Origin of the sequence: Pseudoalteromonas rubra, assembly GCF_000238295.3 — a bacterium.
Lineage (GTDB): Bacteria > Pseudomonadota > Gammaproteobacteria > Enterobacterales > Alteromonadaceae > Pseudoalteromonas > Pseudoalteromonas rubra.
The window spans coordinates 129922-146763 of the sequence record NZ_AHCD03000044.1; the positions used below are offsets into that span (position 1 = coordinate 129922).

General features: G+C 48.0%; 15 protein-coding genes. 6 read left to right on the plus strand and 9 right to left on the minus strand.

Annotated features, from left to right (window positions below; translation table 11 throughout):
* Positions 1-166: 166 nt before the first annotated feature.
* A complete protein-coding gene (locus PRUB_RS21805; RefSeq protein WP_010384396.1) occupies positions 167-592 on the minus strand; it encodes a DUF2141 domain-containing protein in 426 nt (141 codons plus the stop codon).
* Positions 593-775: 183 nt separating this feature from the next.
* Positions 776-1354, minus strand: a complete 579-nt coding sequence (locus tag PRUB_RS21810) for a pyridoxine/pyridoxamine 5'-phosphate oxidase (protein ID WP_010384395.1) — start codon at positions 1352-1354, stop codon at positions 776-778.
* Between the two features lie 219 nt (positions 1355-1573).
* Here PRUB_RS21810 and PRUB_RS21815 point away from each other — a divergent pair, with 219 nt between their 5' ends.
* The 3 genes from PRUB_RS21815 to PRUB_RS21825 all read left to right on the plus strand — a co-directional run bounded on the left by PRUB_RS21815 (position 1574) and on the right by PRUB_RS21825 (position 3548).
* On the plus strand, positions 1574-2191 hold the full coding sequence (locus PRUB_RS21815) for an HAD family hydrolase (protein ID WP_010384394.1): 618 nt from the start codon (positions 1574-1576) through the stop codon (positions 2189-2191).
* 111 nt (positions 2192-2302) lie between these two features.
* Positions 2303-3028: a YebC/PmpR family DNA-binding transcriptional regulator gene (locus PRUB_RS21820; RefSeq protein WP_010384392.1), complete on the plus strand. Its 726-nt coding sequence runs from the start codon at positions 2303-2305 to the stop codon at positions 3026-3028.
* Positions 3029-3206: 178 nt separating this feature from the next.
* Entirely contained in the window at positions 3207-3548 is a 342-nt protein-coding gene (locus PRUB_RS21825; RefSeq protein WP_010384391.1) for a hypothetical protein, read from the plus strand.
* A 173-nt stretch (positions 3549-3721) separates the two neighbouring features.
* Here the strand turns inward: PRUB_RS21825 and PRUB_RS21830 are convergent, their stop codons facing one another.
* Positions 3722-5653, minus strand: coding sequence for a phytase (locus PRUB_RS21830; RefSeq protein WP_010384390.1), 1932 nt, complete (start codon positions 5651-5653; stop codon positions 3722-3724).
* A 389-nt stretch (positions 5654-6042) separates the two neighbouring features.
* Between PRUB_RS21830 and PRUB_RS21835 the strand changes: the two genes are divergently transcribed.
* Both PRUB_RS21835 and PRUB_RS21840 read left to right on the plus strand, forming a co-directional pair.
* Positions 6043-6969: a GGDEF domain-containing protein gene (locus PRUB_RS21835; RefSeq protein ID WP_010384389.1), complete on the plus strand. Its 927-nt coding sequence runs from the start codon at positions 6043-6045 to the stop codon at positions 6967-6969.
* A complete protein-coding gene (locus tag PRUB_RS21840) occupies positions 6960-7973 on the plus strand; it encodes an AraC family transcriptional regulator (RefSeq protein ID WP_010384388.1) in 1014 nt (337 codons plus the stop codon). Before PRUB_RS21835 ends, PRUB_RS21840 begins: the two co-directional genes overlap by 10 nt.
* 116 nt (positions 7974-8089) lie before the next feature.
* Here the strand turns inward: PRUB_RS21840 and PRUB_RS21845 are convergent, their stop codons facing one another.
* From PRUB_RS21845 to betI, 6 genes are all read right to left on the minus strand, one after another.
* The gene (locus tag PRUB_RS21845) at positions 8090-8296 is read right to left on the minus strand and encodes a hypothetical protein (protein ID WP_010384387.1); all 207 of its coding nucleotides are present in this window, start codon (positions 8294-8296) and stop codon (positions 8090-8092) included.
* Positions 8297-8624: 328 nt separating this feature from the next.
* Positions 8625-9335 (minus strand): TorF family putative porin, encoded by a 711-nt coding sequence (locus tag PRUB_RS21850; protein WP_010384386.1) that lies wholly within the window; start codon positions 9333-9335, stop codon positions 8625-8627.
* A gap of 12 nt (positions 9336-9347) precedes the next feature.
* Positions 9348-10565: a choline transporter gene (locus tag PRUB_RS21855; RefSeq protein ID WP_010384385.1), complete on the minus strand. Its 1218-nt coding sequence runs from the start codon at positions 10563-10565 to the stop codon at positions 9348-9350.
* Positions 10566-10701: 136 nt separating this feature from the next.
* On the minus strand, positions 10702-12369 hold the full coding sequence (gene betA, locus PRUB_RS21860; RefSeq protein ID WP_010384384.1) for a choline dehydrogenase: 1668 nt from the start codon (positions 12367-12369) through the stop codon (positions 10702-10704).
* Between the two features lie 15 nt (positions 12370-12384).
* Positions 12385-13848 (minus strand): betaine-aldehyde dehydrogenase, encoded by a 1464-nt coding sequence (gene betB / locus PRUB_RS21865; protein ID WP_010384381.1) that lies wholly within the window; start codon positions 13846-13848, stop codon positions 12385-12387.
* A gap of 1 nt (position 13849) precedes the next feature.
* The gene (gene betI, locus PRUB_RS21870) at positions 13850-14440 is read right to left on the minus strand and encodes a transcriptional regulator BetI (protein WP_010384379.1); all 591 of its coding nucleotides are present in this window, start codon (positions 14438-14440) and stop codon (positions 13850-13852) included.
* A 422-nt stretch (positions 14441-14862) separates the two neighbouring features.
* On the opposite strand from betI, the gene PRUB_RS21875 reads away from it, so the two are divergent.
* Positions 14863-16668 (plus strand): S41 family peptidase, encoded by a 1806-nt coding sequence (locus tag PRUB_RS21875; RefSeq protein WP_010384377.1) that lies wholly within the window; start codon positions 14863-14865, stop codon positions 16666-16668.
* Positions 16669-16842: the final 174 nt, after the last annotated feature.

Sequence of the window (16842 nt, forward strand, 5' to 3'; positions counted from 1 at the left end):
TTCGTTGTTGATCCAGTAACTTCATAATATTTAATAAGAAAAAAATACTATGATTCTGTTGTGGGTACACAGCATTTCTATTACGGGTATGTTAATGGAGAGGGGCTTTTTGGCGGTGTATGGGGTAAGTGTCACAGACAGGTGGCTTGCTGTGACACTTTTTTGGTCAACGCAGTCGTATTTTTAAATTCTGATTTTGTTGCGTGACGTGTACCGCCAGTTGCGGGAACTGGGGGGCGCCTGTGAGCATTGCATTATTGCTAAAACCATAAGGTTCAGTTGGTATACCAAAGCGGTTTCGATTCAGCCTGCCGTCGTTGTTGAGGTCCTGATAAACCATAAAGCTGTACTGTCCGGGTTCTACGTCGCGTAATATGAGTTCAGGCTGGTTGCCTGATACGTGCTGTTGCGCCACCCGCCATGCTTGTTGCTGTATAAACGCGGCCGGAGAGTCATAAGCGACGAGCTTCAGGGTACCAGATTGGTGTGCCAGGCCACTGAATGTGATGGTCAGATCTTGTGCCATCGCACTGGTCGAAAGTGCGGCAAGCATGCAGGCCAAGGCGGTGGTGCGAGTCAGGTGTTTAGTCATGTTAGTTATCCTTTGATGAGTCATTGTTTTGATGGGATAACTTTACGAAATGGCATGGGTGATTACGTGTGTGATCTGTCATGACAAGGGCATGACAGATGTCATTGGTGCTTAAGTGACAGGCTTTTCTTACACATAGTGAGCTGATTAAATCCGGTAAGATGGCAAGGGCCTTTACACTTACTAAGGTTGTAACAGGGTTTTATACCAAGCCCCATTTTCATGCTGGTAGAGTTCGCGCACATGGAGCCTGCTTTCTTTGAAGGTCAGAAACTCGATACTGAGCGGTTGTATAATAAAACCCCCCCAGTCGTCGGGGAGTGGTATCGTTTGTGCCTGATAGTCATTACTAAGTGTTTCGAGTTTGCTGGTAACGGCTTGCATTGATACCAGCGGCTGGCTTTGCTGACAGGCTAAGGTGGTGAGCTGAGCGTCATGACTGCGGCTTTGCCAGTAACGCAGTGCATCGGCACGGCTGATCTCGGATGCCAGTCCTTTAACACGGACCTGATAGCCCAGGGCGTCCCACCAGGCTGTCAAAGCCACTTTGGGATTACGTCGCAAGTCTTGTCCTTTGTGCGAACCCAGGTGCGTGCAAAAAGTAAAACCGGCATCACTCACCGCTTTAAGGTCGACAAAACGACCACTGGGGAAGCCCTGTTCGTCCAAGGTAGAAATACAAATGGCGCTGCGTTGCTTGAGATTAGACTGAGCTTTGGCCTGTTGCCACCAGGATAGAAACTGTTCGATAGGATTATCCATCACGGCTCCTTGTTGAGTTGTTTATCTTTACCATGGCATGTTCCTACTTCGGTTTCAAATGATCCGTACAACGGTTGCGTGCGTATGAATTTCAGGTCCCATTGCTGCGATGTGACCAGCAGGTAGGGCCTCGATAATTTTATTTTTAATATCTTTGCAAGGTGTTTCGGCTTACCCTATGTTTAGTTTGGTTGAAGCCTTGGTGATAAGGAAATATGAATGGCTGATTTAATGGTAAAAGGTGTGATTTTTGACCTGGATGGTACTCTGGTAACCTCCTCTCTTGATTTCGCTTTAATCAAAGCACAGATTGGCTGTGATCGTGATGCAGACTTACTCGATTTCGTCGAGTCTTTACCTTCTCCTTACATGCGTGAAGAAGCCATGGCGCTGATCCATCAACATGAGATGCAGGACGCACAGCATGCAGAACCAATCCCCGGAGTGGTAGACACAGTGTCGTTTCTTAAATCCATCGGCATGCCTATGGCCATAGTCACGCGTAACTATTCCAAAGCAGCGCAGCTAAAACTTGAGCGATGCCGTCTGGATTTGGACTATATGCTGACACGCGAAGATGCGTTACCTAAGCCGGATCCTCAGGCACTGCATATGGTTGCTGATAGTTGGTCTTTACCTTATCAACACTGTGTTTATGTGGGTGATTATAAATACGACATTGAAGCTGCACAACGTGCCAGTATGCATGCTTGTTTGTTTGCCCCCGTTGGCCTGCCAGACTATGCTCAGCAGGCTGATATCATCATTGAGCGATTTGTTGACCTGCCTGCGGCACTAGGTCTGCATCATCGCGCTCGAACTGGCCAGTTTGCCTAAAAATCTCAGAGTAAATATCGCAATATCGGGCAATTCTCGTCTGGGTATGGCCCAAAATGCAATGTCTTGTTAGAATCTTGTCCAATTTAATTTGCACAAACGAGAATTAAGATGGGTAGAGCATTTGAAGTCCGCAAAAACGCCATGGCAAAAACGGCAGCGGCAAAGACCAAAGTAAACTCAAAATATGGTAAAGAGATCTATGTAGTCGCAAAAAATGGTGGCGCTGATCCAGACACCAACCTCTCCCTTCGTCGTTTGATCGATAAAGCTAAGAAAGACCAGGTTCCGGCACACGTTATTGAAAAAGCGATTGAAAAAGCGGCCGGTGGTGCAGGTGAAGATTACTCACCAGCACGTTATGAAGGTTACGGCCCTGGTAACTGTATGGTGATTGTGGACTGTCTGACTGATAACCCGAACCGTACTATCAAGGATGTACGTCTGCCGTTCACAAAGACAGACTCAAAAATTGGTAGTCCGGGCTGTGTTGCTCACATGTTCGATCACTTTGCTATCCTTGGCTTCGCCGGTGATGACGATGAAGCCGTACTGGAAGCGCTGATGATGGCGGATGTTGACGTGACGGACGTTGAAGTAGAAGACGGTCAGGTTTCCGTGTTTGCACCTCACACTGAGTACTTCAAAGCGAAAACAGCCTTGATTGAAGCGTTTGACGGTATCACTTTCGAAGTAGATGAAATTACCTGGGTTCCGCAAACACACGTTGAGATCACAGGTGAAGACGATCTGGCAAACTTCGAGAAGTTTATCAACATGCTGGAAGACTGTGACGACGTACAGAACGTGTACCACAACGCCATTGTGAAAAACTAATCTGTTGCGACAGATTAGTTGCCATTCTTAGGCACAAAACTGAGAAGCCGGGCTAATGCGCTCGGCTTTTTTGTTTTATGAATGACCTGTTTAAGGTGAGGCCTTCTTTGAACCTGGCTGTTGACAAATAGTGTAGCGCCACTAGTATGAGCGCCCTCCCCATAACTTAGGAACAATGATGAAACAATTATTATTGTTAATTGCAGTGATATTTGCGTTTAATGCTAATGCGCAACATTTCGCCGTAAGCAATGCAAAAATGCTCAGTATTTCGATGAGAACTGTAGAATATTCAGACTCACGATATGCCGATATGGCATTGGTGAAATTTGATAAAAATTTCTCGGATTCGGCATCAGGCTGTGTCAAGAATATGGCTTATTTGCACCCTGCACAAGATGCCGCTATTTTTTCGGCGTTACTGGCCAATAAAGCAATGGATATTGCTATGACCGTAACGATCGACTCCAATATGACCAAAATTGGACCGTGGTGCAAGCTGGTAGCAATCGAGTATTAATGTCAGACCATGCGTGCTGTTTGAACATGCACTTTGATGTGTGATTGCACAGCAAAAACGGTAAAAAACGGGTATAAACTAGCCCGTTTTTTGTAGGTGCTGGACTGTACAGGCAGGCTGACTTAAACAGGCTTTATAAGCCAAAGTAAAGCCTACATACAGCGTGCGTAGCGCTATTTCGGGGTGTCACTTAACCCCGTGGCTGTTAACACATCCTGCCAGCTAACGTATTTAAAGTTTTGTGGTTTATCCGGAAAGCGGTTACGACCATCCTGGATCACCAGCAGGCCTTCGGGGTAGTCTGGTGTACGCAGGCGGGTGGACAAAGCAAGGCCATCCGTTTCTGATGCCCCATCAATGCCGTTAAAGCCATCCAGACCGACGCGAAACCCGGCCAGATGTCGGTATGGGGGCGTTGCTTCGTATAGTTGATAGCTGTTGTTGCCCTGGCTGGAAACGACCAGAACAGGTGATTTGCCAAACGATAAGGCAAGGCCTTCGACGTCATCAACAAGGTGCTCACCCACTTTGGCTACTGACACAGGCTGACTGTTATCCGCCGGGTTCAGGCTGGTGGCCCAGATCCCAACATCTTCTTCGCCAATAAACAAGCGGCCGCGCTCATCATCTGCCACACAGCCTTCCGGTTGTGAGTTCAATGATATTTGGCGTACTTTTGCGGCGGCAATTTTGCCTGTGTTAGCTTGTAATGCGTACTGAATTGTCAGACCGGCTTTATTATTGGCAAATACATAATGGGTGCCTTCAAAAGCGGCCATACAGAGACCATAAATTTCATCAAGCCCGGCTGGCACAGTTCCTAGCCTAAACACTGTGCCATCAGCTTCAACACCATAAAATGCGAGACTATCATCATTGCGCTTGCTTGCAGCAGCGATACTGATGGTGCGACCCTGCCAGCTGAAACCATCGCGCAGGTCGACATTATTGAGTCGGCCATCTTTGAACTGTTGCAACAGGTTACCTTTGAGGTCATAGACTTCCAGGCCTTGTTTTTTGTGTGTCCCCAGTACCAGAGAAGCAGCGGGGTTACTCGGATGCACCCAGATGGCTGGGTCATCCATCGCATCGCCAAACTGTTCAGCAGGGTGGCTTTGTGCTTTGGGTCGAACTATTGGCAGCGTTTGCGCGGTTGGGGCAGACTTAAGTGCAATATGTGCACTGGCATAACTGCCTTGTTGTTCATTGGCAAAGCCCAACTCGGCAGTTTGTTGCCCCGGTGACTGGCTGAGGTTCATCATTGTGGCTTGGTAATTTTTGAGCACTAACGTGTCAGCGGGTATCCAGCTGTCTGCGGCGTCTGGTGTATCCCAGTAAAGGACCTCCTGGCCATTTTCCAGTAACGCAAATAGTTCGCCAGAGTGACTGGTTGCCAGGCTTATTGCGGGTGCTTGCTGCTCGCCGTATGGGGCAACCAGAGAGACCGGATAATACTGTGGATTGTCTTCAATGCGTGCTGAATAGCGCCAGATCCCCAGTGGTTCGCTGATGTAGAGGTAGCCATTACCAGGGTCCACGGCACAGGAGTCGGCATCGTAGGGCAAAGATATTGAGCGTAGTAGTAAGGGGGCTTGCAACCAACGCCGCTGCTGGCGAAGCAGCCATTGTTCAGCCCTGCCACGACCATCGGAGACAAAGATAGACAGAGTCTGATCTGCCGGATCTGCAAATAAGCAGAAGTTATCAACCAGGAGTCCGGTTTGCGTGAGCTCAAAGCGTGGTTGCAGTTGTGCATCAGTAGCATCCAGCGTGCCCACAAATACACTGTCTTTGCTGCCTTCAAGTGCGGCATATAGCCACTGGTTGTCACTCATCGCACTGAGGCGGAGTTGTTTAAATTCGCCCGGGAGTTGCGCTTTGCGTACATTCCCCTGAAGTAGACTGAGTCCATGGTGTTCTGATGCCGTTAATACCTGATCTGTTCCGGGTAAGTGCCAGCTGTCAACAATCGCCTCGACGGAGCCTTGTATTTTGGTTGGTAGTGTTTGCGTAGCTACTTGTTGTGGCTGCTGGCTTTGGCAGGCGCTTAAAGCGCCCAGTAGACCTAAGGTAAGCATGGTTTTGGATAAGGTTTGTATGTTCATATTTTTGCTCCGACATCACAGAGAACTGACAGAAGCGAGCCAACATCAGGTGTTGTGTGCAGGCCGCCAAACCATCAACGGGTGTAAAGTGAGCGCTACCTTAAGCAGGTAGTGTGACAGTTCTGTTTCACCCTGAGCTGGGTTTGGCAGTCGATGGACCTAAAACGATGCAGATAGAACAATATAGTTGTCATGGTGAGCTGCTTTGTCTTAACAGTATCGTCTTTATCTCATATAAAACGTAATAAAATCATGGTGATATTCAGTTTTATTCAGAGGGCTGTATAAACTGGGACAAGTTAAGTGAGCCATTCTGGCCGGGTCCAATTAGCTCAGACCATTATTGATCTTGCCTTAAAAGTGTCATATATCCGAGCTAGGATACCTAGATGAATGCGCAATTGGCTAAAAAGATGAAGAATGTCAGCAGCTTATGTTTAACTCTCTGTGTCAGTATCTTGCTGACAGTGTTGGCGCTTTTCATCGGTGACCTGAAATCTGTAAATGACATCGATTGGGTTGACGCCGCGGGCGAGGCCACTACGTCGATGATGTCAGCTATTTGGTTTATCCTCTTGATGTTGTGTCGTCCAAGAGGCCGGGTTACCACGGTATTGCTGCTGGGTTCCGCAACTTACTGGCTTACAACCTGGCTGGATCTATTGGATGAGTTCATTGCTTACCCGCTACAAAGCCACCTGTTTACCTGGCTTGAGTCGCTGCCTGCTCCAGTCAGTATGACCTTGCTAACCTGGGGATTAGTCACCTGGTATCGCGAACAGCAAGCGGTCAATCGTCAGCTGAAACAAAGAGAGCATTTTCATCGTGAACATAGCCTGATTGACCCCGTAACTCAGCTTTACAGCCTACGCTACTTGTTGATCCAGCTTAACCGTGAAGCGATATTGCATGATAAACGCAACCAGCCGCTTTCGTTGGTGATGGTTGATATAAAGGGTTTTGCTCAATACAACCGGGTACATGGTGTGCAAAAAGGCGACGAGTCTCTCAATGAGGTTGCCTCTGCGCTGGAAATTGCGCTGCGAGAAACGGATCTGGCGTGCCGTTACACCAGTGATCGGTTTGCGGTTTTACTGCCCGAAACACCACCGGATGAGGCCAGAGTCTTCTCTCAGTTGATCCAGGCGTGTTGTAACTCAGCGCTAAAGGGGACGTTGACGGTGACCACAGTACAGGCCACCCGAATTGCCGGGGAATCAGAGCAGGCGCTGTTCGAACGACTGAATCAGCAGCTGGCGGGAGCGAAACGCACGAGCTCCGTGGCTATGGACGGGGAGGATGGGCGATGTCTTTGAAATTTGCCTATTTGCATGATAAGCGCATGCCGGCACACTTCCTGATTACCATATTAGAGCTGGCTGAACACTATCAGATAAAACCACAGCACCTGATCCGTGGGTCTCAGTTGTTTCTTGAAGATTTGGCCTATCCGGGGGCCCAGGTTGCCCCAGTCAACGTACTAATTATCCTGAAAAAGCTCAAGCGAGAGCTTGCTGAGCAGCCGCAATTAGCGATGGAGCTGGGACAAAGAATCGCGACCGGACATGGTCATGTTTTGTTTGATTTGTGGCGGTATGCCCCTGACCTGCACAGCGCACTGACGGCCTGGGCAAGAGTACAAAAAGGGTTTGAGACGCTGATCCAGTTTAATGTTGAGCGACACCAGGGCAAGCTGTATATCAGGCTGACTGAATCAGCGTCGTTGAGCACTCAACAACGAATGGTGTTTGAGATTGTCCTGTCGGCTTGTCGCTTGTTGCTGAAAGAGCAGCTAGGCGCACAGACCTGGATACAGATCGAGCTGCCCTGGTCGCAACCCGGGCAGGATTTTCATTATCCGGTCTATCTGGGTGAGCATGTGCGGTTTAATGCACCGCGTTGCGCGATTGTGCTGTCAGACGAGGTGATGTATCAGCCTTTCAAAGAGGCCAGTGCACTGCGCTTTGCTCAGGCAAAACGCAGTGCCAGTCAGGTATCGCACCCACCGCAATTGCTTCAGGCACACTTACGTCGCTTGTTTCGAAAGAACCTTGGACAGGCCTGGTCGCTGGAATATACCGCCAATTATCTGGGCATGAGCCCGGCCACACTCAAGCGTCGTCTCAAACAAGACGGCACCAATTTTAAATTGTTGGTTGATGAAGTGAGGGGGCAAGAAGCGTTGCACTTGATGGACCTTAATCAGTGGAATAACAGTCAGCTTGCCAGCACCATGGCGTTTGCCGATGTGCATAGCTTTCGACGCGCGTTTAAACGTTGGACGGGCGCTGTACCAAGTGCTTTTCGTTGTGGTTCGTAAGGTGACAGTCATGAAATCTGAGTAGGTGTATATAGGTTTATTTGCAAAATAGCTTTATTTAGGCAGCGAGCTGAACTCGCCAGCTGCCTAAGTGTAAAAATCAATAATCACCTGTATTAACACCAAACACACGATTCTTTGGTGACCTCTATACACATATCAGAATCACACATGCACCCTGACTCACAAGTCATGTCAGTTTCTACTGGTTCAGGGTAGTTGTCATCTTGTCCACCTGCAATACGGCGGGTTTTATTGAGCATAATGAGCTTTTTATCCATTGAGAGGCGCTTGAGGTTAGTCTTCTTAACTGTAAATTTCATAAGTGTTGTATCCTTGTTTTGTTATAACATGTCATTTTTGTGACACTATGAAACTAATAAAATGTTAACCTGTAGTCAATCTTTTGTTTTTAATTTGAGTCCATAGATATCCAGCTGATTGTCTTGATCCCAACGCTAAACGTACTAATTAGAGCGCACTTTTGGTGTTTGTTCTGGCAGCAAAACGCTTGTTGTTCTGATTGGGACGAGTATTGAGTTTGATGAGCTTTAACAGGGTGAAATAAGGAGTTATTGTCATTTACTGCTGAGGTTAACAGAGTAGCAATTAGCCAGGCACTTATGCGCTAAGTGCCTGGTTGTTTAGAGATTACAAGTCAAATGTTCTTGAAATCGCGAACACGAACCGGTCGTCGGAATGTTCGCCATCAATCGTGGTGTCTTCCAGCGTAAAGGTCAGATCGAAATCAAACTGGGTGGTGGTATAAGAGATATAATAGTGTGTATAGGAGCTGTCTAGCCCGAGTTCATCCCAGGCATGTTTATCTGCATCGAATGAATTAGATACATCGCCGCTCAGGGTAATAGAGTGGTTGTCGGCGATATCAAAGGTATGCGACAGCATCATAATGGTATGACCAACATCTTTACCGGCGTAATCCCAGCTGTACCACAGGTTGATATTCGTCGTCCCCAGGCTACTGGCATAGGCAAACTTGGAATAGACTTCTGGGTAGTTAAAGCTGCTGGCGTCGGTGAAGCCGTGGTAGCTGTAATAGGCAATACCATAGTCCAGTGACCAGGCACTTGAAAGGTCAGTGGTGTTACCAACGTAAAAATCGAGCTCATGGCTGGTGTCGTCACCAAAATCTACCCCTGATCCCCAAGTACCCACATACCAACCCGCATCATCGGCATAGTCCAGGCTGCCCTGGATAGTCGCATCGCCTTGCGTCTGTGAAACACCGTTAAAGGTATAGTCAGACGTAGCAGTAATGGTGGTCGACAAACCTGCCACAGCGAGATTAGATAGCATAGCCAAAGGGAGTGCGCAGAGTGTTGTTTTTAAATTTATTTTCATTTCTTTTGAACCTTAGTTTACGGTCTCGATACGGCTGAAGTCGATGGTATTCTCTTTCGGTGAACGGGTAATGTTGGCCACTGTTTTGAATTTGCTATAGCAAATATAGCCAAAGCAGCCAAAAAAGAGCGCAATAACCAGTGCACCAACCCATTGTATCTGCAAAAAGTTTAGTTTAAATAGCAGCGTCAGCAACGACAGGGCGGCAATATTAAACAAAATATAGTTGCGTTTCCCGAGTTTTTTAACCGTCAAACCCAGGTTGTCGGTATACAGTCGGACTAATGAGTCCAGAGAGTTGATCACGAAAATCACGCCAACCACTACCATGGCAAGGTTCTTGATGCCCGCAGTGTCGATCCCCGCTTCATGATAGTGATACAAGACACTAAACCAGACAGCGATGGGAATAGACGGGAACACCAGCATCGCAGCCAGTACCTGATAGGTTTTCAGGCCACCGACAAAACGCGAGGTGAACTGACCTATCATAATGCTCCACGCAAACCACCAGAACAGATAAAATTCGTGGTAATCGTTAAGTGGCAACACAAACTCGTTGATATTACTGAAGTAGCTACCCAGCATCGCAATGTTATTCGTAAAGGCGCTCATCTCACTGTCACCAAATACGAACGCAGAGGCCCACATAAAGGCGATCAGGGCGATAAACATCCAGGTCGTAGAGATACTCAGAATGCGTACATACTTCAGGCTGGTGCTTGAATACACCGCAAAACAAATGGCGGCGAACACGATGAGATAAAAGGTTGGCACGATGGACTCGCCATCGCCCACACTTGGCATATACCAGGGCAGGTTAGTCAGCAACAGATAGGCCGTAAAGGCGCAAGTACCAATAATAACGACATTATTGATAAATTTAACCCAGGGAATTTCGAAGAACTTCACCTTAGGTTCTATTACGCAGAAATAAAAACACGTCAGAAAATAAAATCCCCAGATCAGGAAGCCCCAAAAGCCAAATTCAATGGCGAGTGGATTGGCAAACGCATATTCTGGGCTTGCTTTTATGTCTGCGTAACCCGCAAACTCCGTCAGCGGAAACATGATAAGTCCAACATCCAGGCCGGACGTAAATAAGATAGCAATAAAGGTAAAAGTTTTAACCGGTGTCACACCGACACAGCGTAAATTTCCCCATTTTAATAGAATAAAAGCGATAGCAACCAGGGTGAATACAATGCCTGCACTAAGCCATACTGTCATTGTCACCCTCCCAAAATAAGTAAAAATAACTCATTGTCTCTCCGTTTTTTATTGTTTCCGCATTAACCCGATACAACCAATTTGTATCGAGCACCACTGCAGACCCCACGACCCGGTTGGGCCGCAGGTGGCTTTGTTAAATCTCCGTGCTACGTTGTACTGTCTGCCATTGTCTCGCAATGGCAACCTGAGCGTTGTTTGCTTTAAGGGCTGGCTGACCCAAAATAATGTCTGCGGCTTTCTCTGCGACCATAATGGTTGGCGCGTTGAGGTTGCCGTTAGGGATTGTCGGGAAGATAGATGAATCCACCACATTCAGTCCCTCAATGCCATGCACCTGAGTGTTTGAATCCACCACAGCCATGTCATCTTCACCCATTTTGCATGAGCAGGATGGGTGGTAGGCGCTTTCAACCGCCTGGCGCACAAAGGCGTCGATTTCTGCGTCGCTGTGTACGTCTTTTCCTGGCTGAATTTCACCATCGCGATAAGCATCAAACGCCGGTTGTTCAATGATCTCACGAGTGAGTCGGACACACGCCCGGAAGCCTTCAATATCACCCTGATGGGCCAGGTAGTTAAATTGGATCTTAGGCGCCTGTGTGGGGTCGGCTGATTTAAGGGTGACTTCACCGCGGCTTTTTGGCTTGTTATGGCCGATATGCACCTGAAAACCGTGTCCGTCAAATGCACTTTTGCCGTCATAACGAATGGCAGCGGGTAAAAAGTGATATTGCATATCCGGCCACTCTACGCCTGCTTTAGAGCGGATAAAAGCACAGGACTCAAAATGGTTGGTGGCGCCAAGACCTGATTTATTAAGGAGCCAGCGAGCACCGATCAAGCCTTTGGAAAACCAGTCCAGTTTGCCATTCAGTGTGATCGGCTGCTTACATTTATACTGGAAATAAAACTCCAGATGATCTTGCAAGTTCTTACCGACACCTGGCAGGTGGTGCTGAACTTCAACACCGACGGCCTGCAAAGTTGCCTGATCGCCGATGCCCGACAACTGCAACAAGTGAGGCGAGCCAATTGGGCCGGCACTTAAGACGACGCGACGCTCGGCGCTGGCGCTGTGGATTTTACCTTTACATTGGTACTCAACACCGACTGCGCGTTTACCTGCCAGCAGTACTTTATGCACCAGGGCGCCAGTCACGATTGTCAGATTGTCACGCCCCTTTACAGGGTCAAGGTAGGCACGGCTGGCGGAGCATCGGCGGCCATCTTTCACTGTCATGTGCATCGGGCCAAAGCCTTCTTGCTGCTCGCCATTGTAATCTTGTGTGGTGGCATATCCAGCTTGTGCACCGGCTTCAATAAATGCGCGGTAAAGCGGGTTGGCCATCTCATTACCATTGTTGGTGCCAAGCGGACCCTCACTGCCCCGGTACGGGTCTTCGCCCAGATACCAGCTTTCGGCACGCTTAAAGTATGGCAGGCAGGCCTGATAATCCCACCCCTGCGCACCATGTTGCTGCCATTCATCAAAATCTTTGGCGTGGCCACGCACATACACCATGCCGTTAATTGATGATGAGCCGCCCAGTACCTTGCCGCGTGGGCAATGCATCACCCGGTTGTCCAGATAAGGCTCGGGCTCAGTATGAAACTGCCAGGCGTATTTGTCGGTGTTCATCGGAATTGACAATGCCGTGGGCATCTGAATAAAGATACTTTTGTCACTGCCACCGGTTTCTAGTAGTAAAACCCGGTGTTGTGGATTGGCAGACAGTCTATTTGCCAGTACACAGCCCGCTGAGCCAGCTCCGACAATGATGTAGTCGAATACTTTTTTCATAGTCTGGCTCCTTGCTTAAAATGGGCTTTCGATTTGGCTCATACCTACGTAAACAGACTTGGTCTGGGTGTAATGATCCAGTGTTTCGATACCATTTTCGCGGCCAATACCGGATTGTTTATATCCCCCAACTGGCATTTCGGCCGGAGAATTACCATAGGCATTGATCCAGGTAATACCAGCTTGCAGTTGGTGGATAACACGATGTGCACGTTGAATATCACGGCTAAACACGCCAGCTGCGAGGCCTAAATGGGTGTTGTTAGCGCGCTCAATTGCTTCTTGTTCGTCATCGAACACCATGACGCACATTACTGGACCAAAGATCTCCTCGCGAACTATAGTCATGTCTTCATGACAGTCAGTGAAGATGGTCGGTGCGACAAAGTAGCCGTTAGGCGCCGAAGCCGGGCTCAGGGCATGACCGCCGGTAAGCACAGTGGCCCCTTCTTGCTTGCCTTGTTCGATGTAATCCAGCACCAGCTGCTGATGTTTTTTCGAGATCAATGCGCCCAGGTTCACCTCGGGGTTTAGGGGATCGCCGGCGATGATATTTTGCTCTGTACGGGTTTTTAGTTGCTTAAGGAACTGCGCATACACCCCGCGCTGTACATAAACACGGGTGCAGTTGGTGCAGATCTCGCCCTGAGTGTAGAAGTTGCCTAGCATAGCGGCACTGACCGCCTGCTCGATATCGGCATCATCAAACACCAGTAGCGGCGATTTACCGCCCAGTTCCATAGTCACGTCTTTAAGATTAGAAGCCGCGCTTTGCATGACTTTTTTACCGGTGCCCACTTCACCGGTGAATGACACTTTTTCAATTGCCGGATGTAGCGTGAGCCATTGTCCAACTTCAGCTGCACCTTGCACGACGTTAAAGACACCCGCAGGCATACCTGCCTCGATAAAAATCTCGGCCAGTTTCAGCGCGCCTAGAGGCGTTTCCTCAGACGGTTTAAAGATCAATGCATTACCTGCCGCCAGTGCCGGGCCTGATTTCCAGCAGGCAATTTGCAGTGGATAGTTCCAGGCACCGATACCCGCGCAAATGCCTAACGGCTCTTTGCGGGTGTAGTAAAAATCATTGCCGACCATTTGTTGCTGGCCAACCTGTGCAGGCGCCAGTCCAGCAAAGTACTCGATTACGTCAGCACCGGTTTGAATGTCAACACACTCGGCTTCTTGCCAGGGTTTGCCTGTATCCAGCACCTCAATTTTAGCCAGTTCATCATTACGTTCACGTAACAGCACCACTGCTTTATTCAGAATTCGGCTGCGCTCAATGGGTGCCATGGCAGACCACTGCGCAAACCCGGCTTTGGCACTGTCAATGGCGGCTTCCTGAATGTGCGCATCGGCCACTTCAACGTGATAAATGACTTCGTCGGTCGCAGGGTTTTTTACCGCAAACTGCTCGCCGGTCTGATTGGCAAGGTAGCGGCCGTGAATAAAGTTCTGGTAGACAGGTGTGGACATATTAGACTCCAAGTTGTTGGATGAGGGACTGGATATAACGCTTGGCCAGATCCTGCGCGCTATCAAACTGCGCATCATCGGCTTTATTGAGAACGGCTCTGAGCCACAGGCCGTCGATCATGGCGGCACTCAGCTCTGCGGCTTCGCGCGCTTTGGCTGGGGCCATTAACTGTTTAAACGAGTACAACAAATTGCTGTAAAGTCGGCGAGCATTGACGCGTTGTAAGCGATGTAATTCAGCATCGTGCATGGAATGCGCCCAAAAGCTTAACCAGGTACGGGTGGTGTCTCGCTGTTGTTGCACCACGGCAAAGTTGGCTTCGACAATAAACATCAGGCGTTGCTCCGGCGTACATCCCTGAGCTGTGCGTTGCAATAAGCTGCGTTGCAGACTGCTCAGCAGATAGCGCACTGTGGCTTCTATGAGACCTTGTTTGCCACCAAAATAGTGGCTAATGATCCCCGAAGACATGCCTGCCTTTTTACTGATGCTGTTAATTGTGGTGGCCTGTAATCCAAGCTCAGCTACTGATTGCAAAGTCGCCTCAATAAGCTGCTGGCGACGCACAGGTTCCATTCCGACTTTTGGCATATTTTTATTAATTGATCGTTCAATAAAAATAAATTTTAAGGTGAACAAAGAGGAATATCAAGGTTGACATTTTGTAAGTGTTGCTTTTTGAAAATCAATACCATCACCTAACCATTTAATATATATGAACTTTATTGTATCGAAAAAATCAATGAAACTTTATTTTGGCTGTTTGTTATTTCAGCATGAACCGAACTGTTTGTGGCTGTATGTAAGTGGTTTATGCGGCCATTGAACCTCTTAATGAAATTTAGATGATTTGTTAATGAACACTTTTCTTCACTATTCCAACTTACCGGATTGTTGATGTTTTCACCTCTTCAGATGGCGGGCTGCCCTTGTTTTTCGGGTTATTTTTTGCCGTTGTATGTACCTTTATTTGCTGCTAGGTTAAAAATTGATTGACCAAAAGGAGATTAAAAATGATAAAAATAAGGAACTTAGCTATTGCCTCTTTGGTGGTATCAGGGTTTTGTACGGCGCCGGCTGTAATGGCGCAGAGCACGGAGCATCAGGCGGATGGCACCTCACTGATGCCACTACCCGAATTGAAGCTCGACAGGGCGTTACTCAAAGATGTGAAGCAATTCGTTAAACTGGCAAATAAAGTGAGGTTTTTCTACCCCAGCCAAGCGGTCGCGGAAACGGATTGGGATAAGTTTGTTGCCGAGACAGTGGTGGCAATGAGTCAGGTCCATTCATATCAAAGACACCAACTCGGCCTGCAAAAGCTACGTGAAATTGCGCCATTTATAAATGACTTGTGGCAGCAACTGCCGGAATTGTCCGATAGCGATCCGGCTGTGGCCTGGAAGCAGTCGGCTGCCAGAACATTTTATGCCTATCAGCGGTTACTTTCGCACCATACATACAGTGAAATAAAACAAAACCGGTTTCTGCCAGAGCGTGACTTTGTCCGAGTTCGTTATGGCTGGCGCACGGTTTTACTGCCTCTGGTCTTGCCTCAGCATGCGAGTGAACAGGGGCAAAGTTACCGCGATTATCGTCGCTGGCAAGTCGGTACGGATTTCAAATCATTGCCTGTTTGTATGTCGACTGTGTCGGGGATGTGGAGTGAAATTCAGCATTTCTGGCCTTATTTTGAGCAAATAGAAGTCAACTGGCAACAAGCGCTTGGTCGCTTGCTAAAGGCCTGTGCAGCAGAGACGCAGTTTGAACGGGCAAAAGCCATCCAGCGTGAGTTTAAAAAGTTGCAGGATAATCATGTCTATATTTACTTTCCCGATGGTTATCAGCCCAAAAATACCTACGAATATCCCTTTAGAGTCAGGTGGGTTGAAGATAAGGCGGTGGTAACCGGGATCAGCGAGACCGAAAGTCAGTTGCTTGAGATTGGTGATGAACTAATTGCGATTAATGATGAATCTTTTGCGAGTATGGTTGATGACAGAGCCAGTTGGCTTGCTCGCAGTGAGCATATCAGTGCGTACTCGGCCACTTTGCTGTTGAATTATACCGCTTTAAATGACCCTATCCGTGCTGAATTCAGAAAAGCGGATGGATCAAGCGTTCAGGTTGAAGCCACGCCCATACCGGTTGGTGAAGCAAACTATACAATACACCACCCCGTTGTGCCCAGAGAGTCCAGTGTGGTGACAGAGCTAGAGGAAGGGCTATGGCAGCTTTCACTGTATAACCTGACTCAGGAAAACCTGGAGGAAGCGAAATTACAACTGCAAAAGGCGCGCGCTGTTGTACTCGATTTGAGACATTACCCGAGAGATTTTTTAGCCTGGCATGAAGGGCTATCCTGGTTTATTAAACAGCCTGTCACTAATCATACTTTGTATGAGTACTGGCAAAAGGGACCCGGGCGACGTGCCAATTATCAGCTGCCGTTACCGTCGACGATCGAAGTGTCAACTTCCCCACTGCATGTACCTGTAATTGCTCTATCATCAAAGACTGCGCGTAGTCAAACTGAGTATGCACTGACTTTTGTTAAGGAAGCGGGGATCCCTGTTTTAGGTGTGCCCACGTCAGGTATTAATGGAGACTATATGCCCGCCAGCTATTTTAGCTCAGACCCAAATGGTGGAGTCACTTTAATTTATACCGGTCTGCGTGCAGATAATGCAGATGGCTCTGCCTTGATTGCGCGAGGTGTGCAACCTGATATTTATGTTCCCCGCACGCTGGATTCGATTATTGTTAACGAAGATAACCAACTAATGGCAGCAATTGAGTATCTAAAAGACCAACTTTAAGTGACCATATTGAGTTCGATATAAATAACAAGCCAGCGATATAGCTGGCTTTTTTACTTTAAAGCACATCAGACTGCAACCTGAGTATTCATAGAGTGAGCATATGCAATGAGCAAAAAGGAAATATACTCATCGCATCGTTATGACGAAATATTAAGTGATTAAGGCGGCTTT

What these genes read in the sequence shown, in the direction of transcription:
- PRUB_RS21810 (WP_010384395.1), bottom strand. Translation starts at nt 1,354, where the DNA reads ATGGATAATCCTATCGAACAGTTTCTATCCTGGTGGCAACAGGCCAAA.
- PRUB_RS21825 (WP_010384391.1), top strand. Translation starts at nt 3,207, where the DNA reads ATGAAACAATTATTATTGTTAATTGCAGTGATATTTGCGTTTAATGCT.
- PRUB_RS21875 (WP_010384377.1), top strand. Translation starts at nt 14,863, where the DNA reads ATGATAAAAATAAGGAACTTAGCTATTGCCTCTTTGGTGGTATCAGGG.
- PRUB_RS21835 (WP_010384389.1), top strand. Translation starts at nt 6,043, where the DNA reads ATGAATGCGCAATTGGCTAAAAAGATGAAGAATGTCAGCAGCTTATGT.
- betA (WP_010384384.1), bottom strand. Translation starts at nt 12,369, where the DNA reads ATGAAAAAAGTATTCGACTACATCATTGTCGGAGCTGGCTCAGCGGGC.
- betI (WP_010384379.1), bottom strand. Translation starts at nt 14,440, where the DNA reads ATGCCAAAAGTCGGAATGGAACCTGTGCGTCGCCAGCAGCTTATTGAG.
- PRUB_RS21820 (WP_010384392.1), top strand. Translation starts at nt 2,303, where the DNA reads ATGGGTAGAGCATTTGAAGTCCGCAAAAACGCCATGGCAAAAACGGCA.
- PRUB_RS21805 (WP_010384396.1), bottom strand. Translation starts at nt 592, where the DNA reads ATGACTAAACACCTGACTCGCACCACCGCCTTGGCCTGCATGCTTGCC.
- PRUB_RS21855 (WP_010384385.1), bottom strand. Translation starts at nt 10,565, where the DNA reads ATGACAGTATGGCTTAGTGCAGGCATTGTATTCACCCTGGTTGCTATC.
- PRUB_RS21830 (WP_010384390.1), bottom strand. Translation starts at nt 5,653, where the DNA reads ATGAACATACAAACCTTATCCAAAACCATGCTTACCTTAGGTCTACTG.
- PRUB_RS21850 (WP_010384386.1), bottom strand. Translation starts at nt 9,335, where the DNA reads ATGAAAATAAATTTAAAAACAACACTCTGCGCACTCCCTTTGGCTATG.
- PRUB_RS21840 (WP_010384388.1), top strand. Translation starts at nt 6,960, where the DNA reads ATGTCTTTGAAATTTGCCTATTTGCATGATAAGCGCATGCCGGCACAC.
- PRUB_RS21845 (WP_010384387.1), bottom strand. Translation starts at nt 8,296, where the DNA reads ATGAAATTTACAGTTAAGAAGACTAACCTCAAGCGCCTCTCAATGGAT.
- PRUB_RS21815 (WP_010384394.1), top strand. Translation starts at nt 1,574, where the DNA reads ATGGCTGATTTAATGGTAAAAGGTGTGATTTTTGACCTGGATGGTACT.
- betB (WP_010384381.1), bottom strand. Translation starts at nt 13,848, where the DNA reads ATGTCCACACCTGTCTACCAGAACTTTATTCACGGCCGCTACCTTGCC.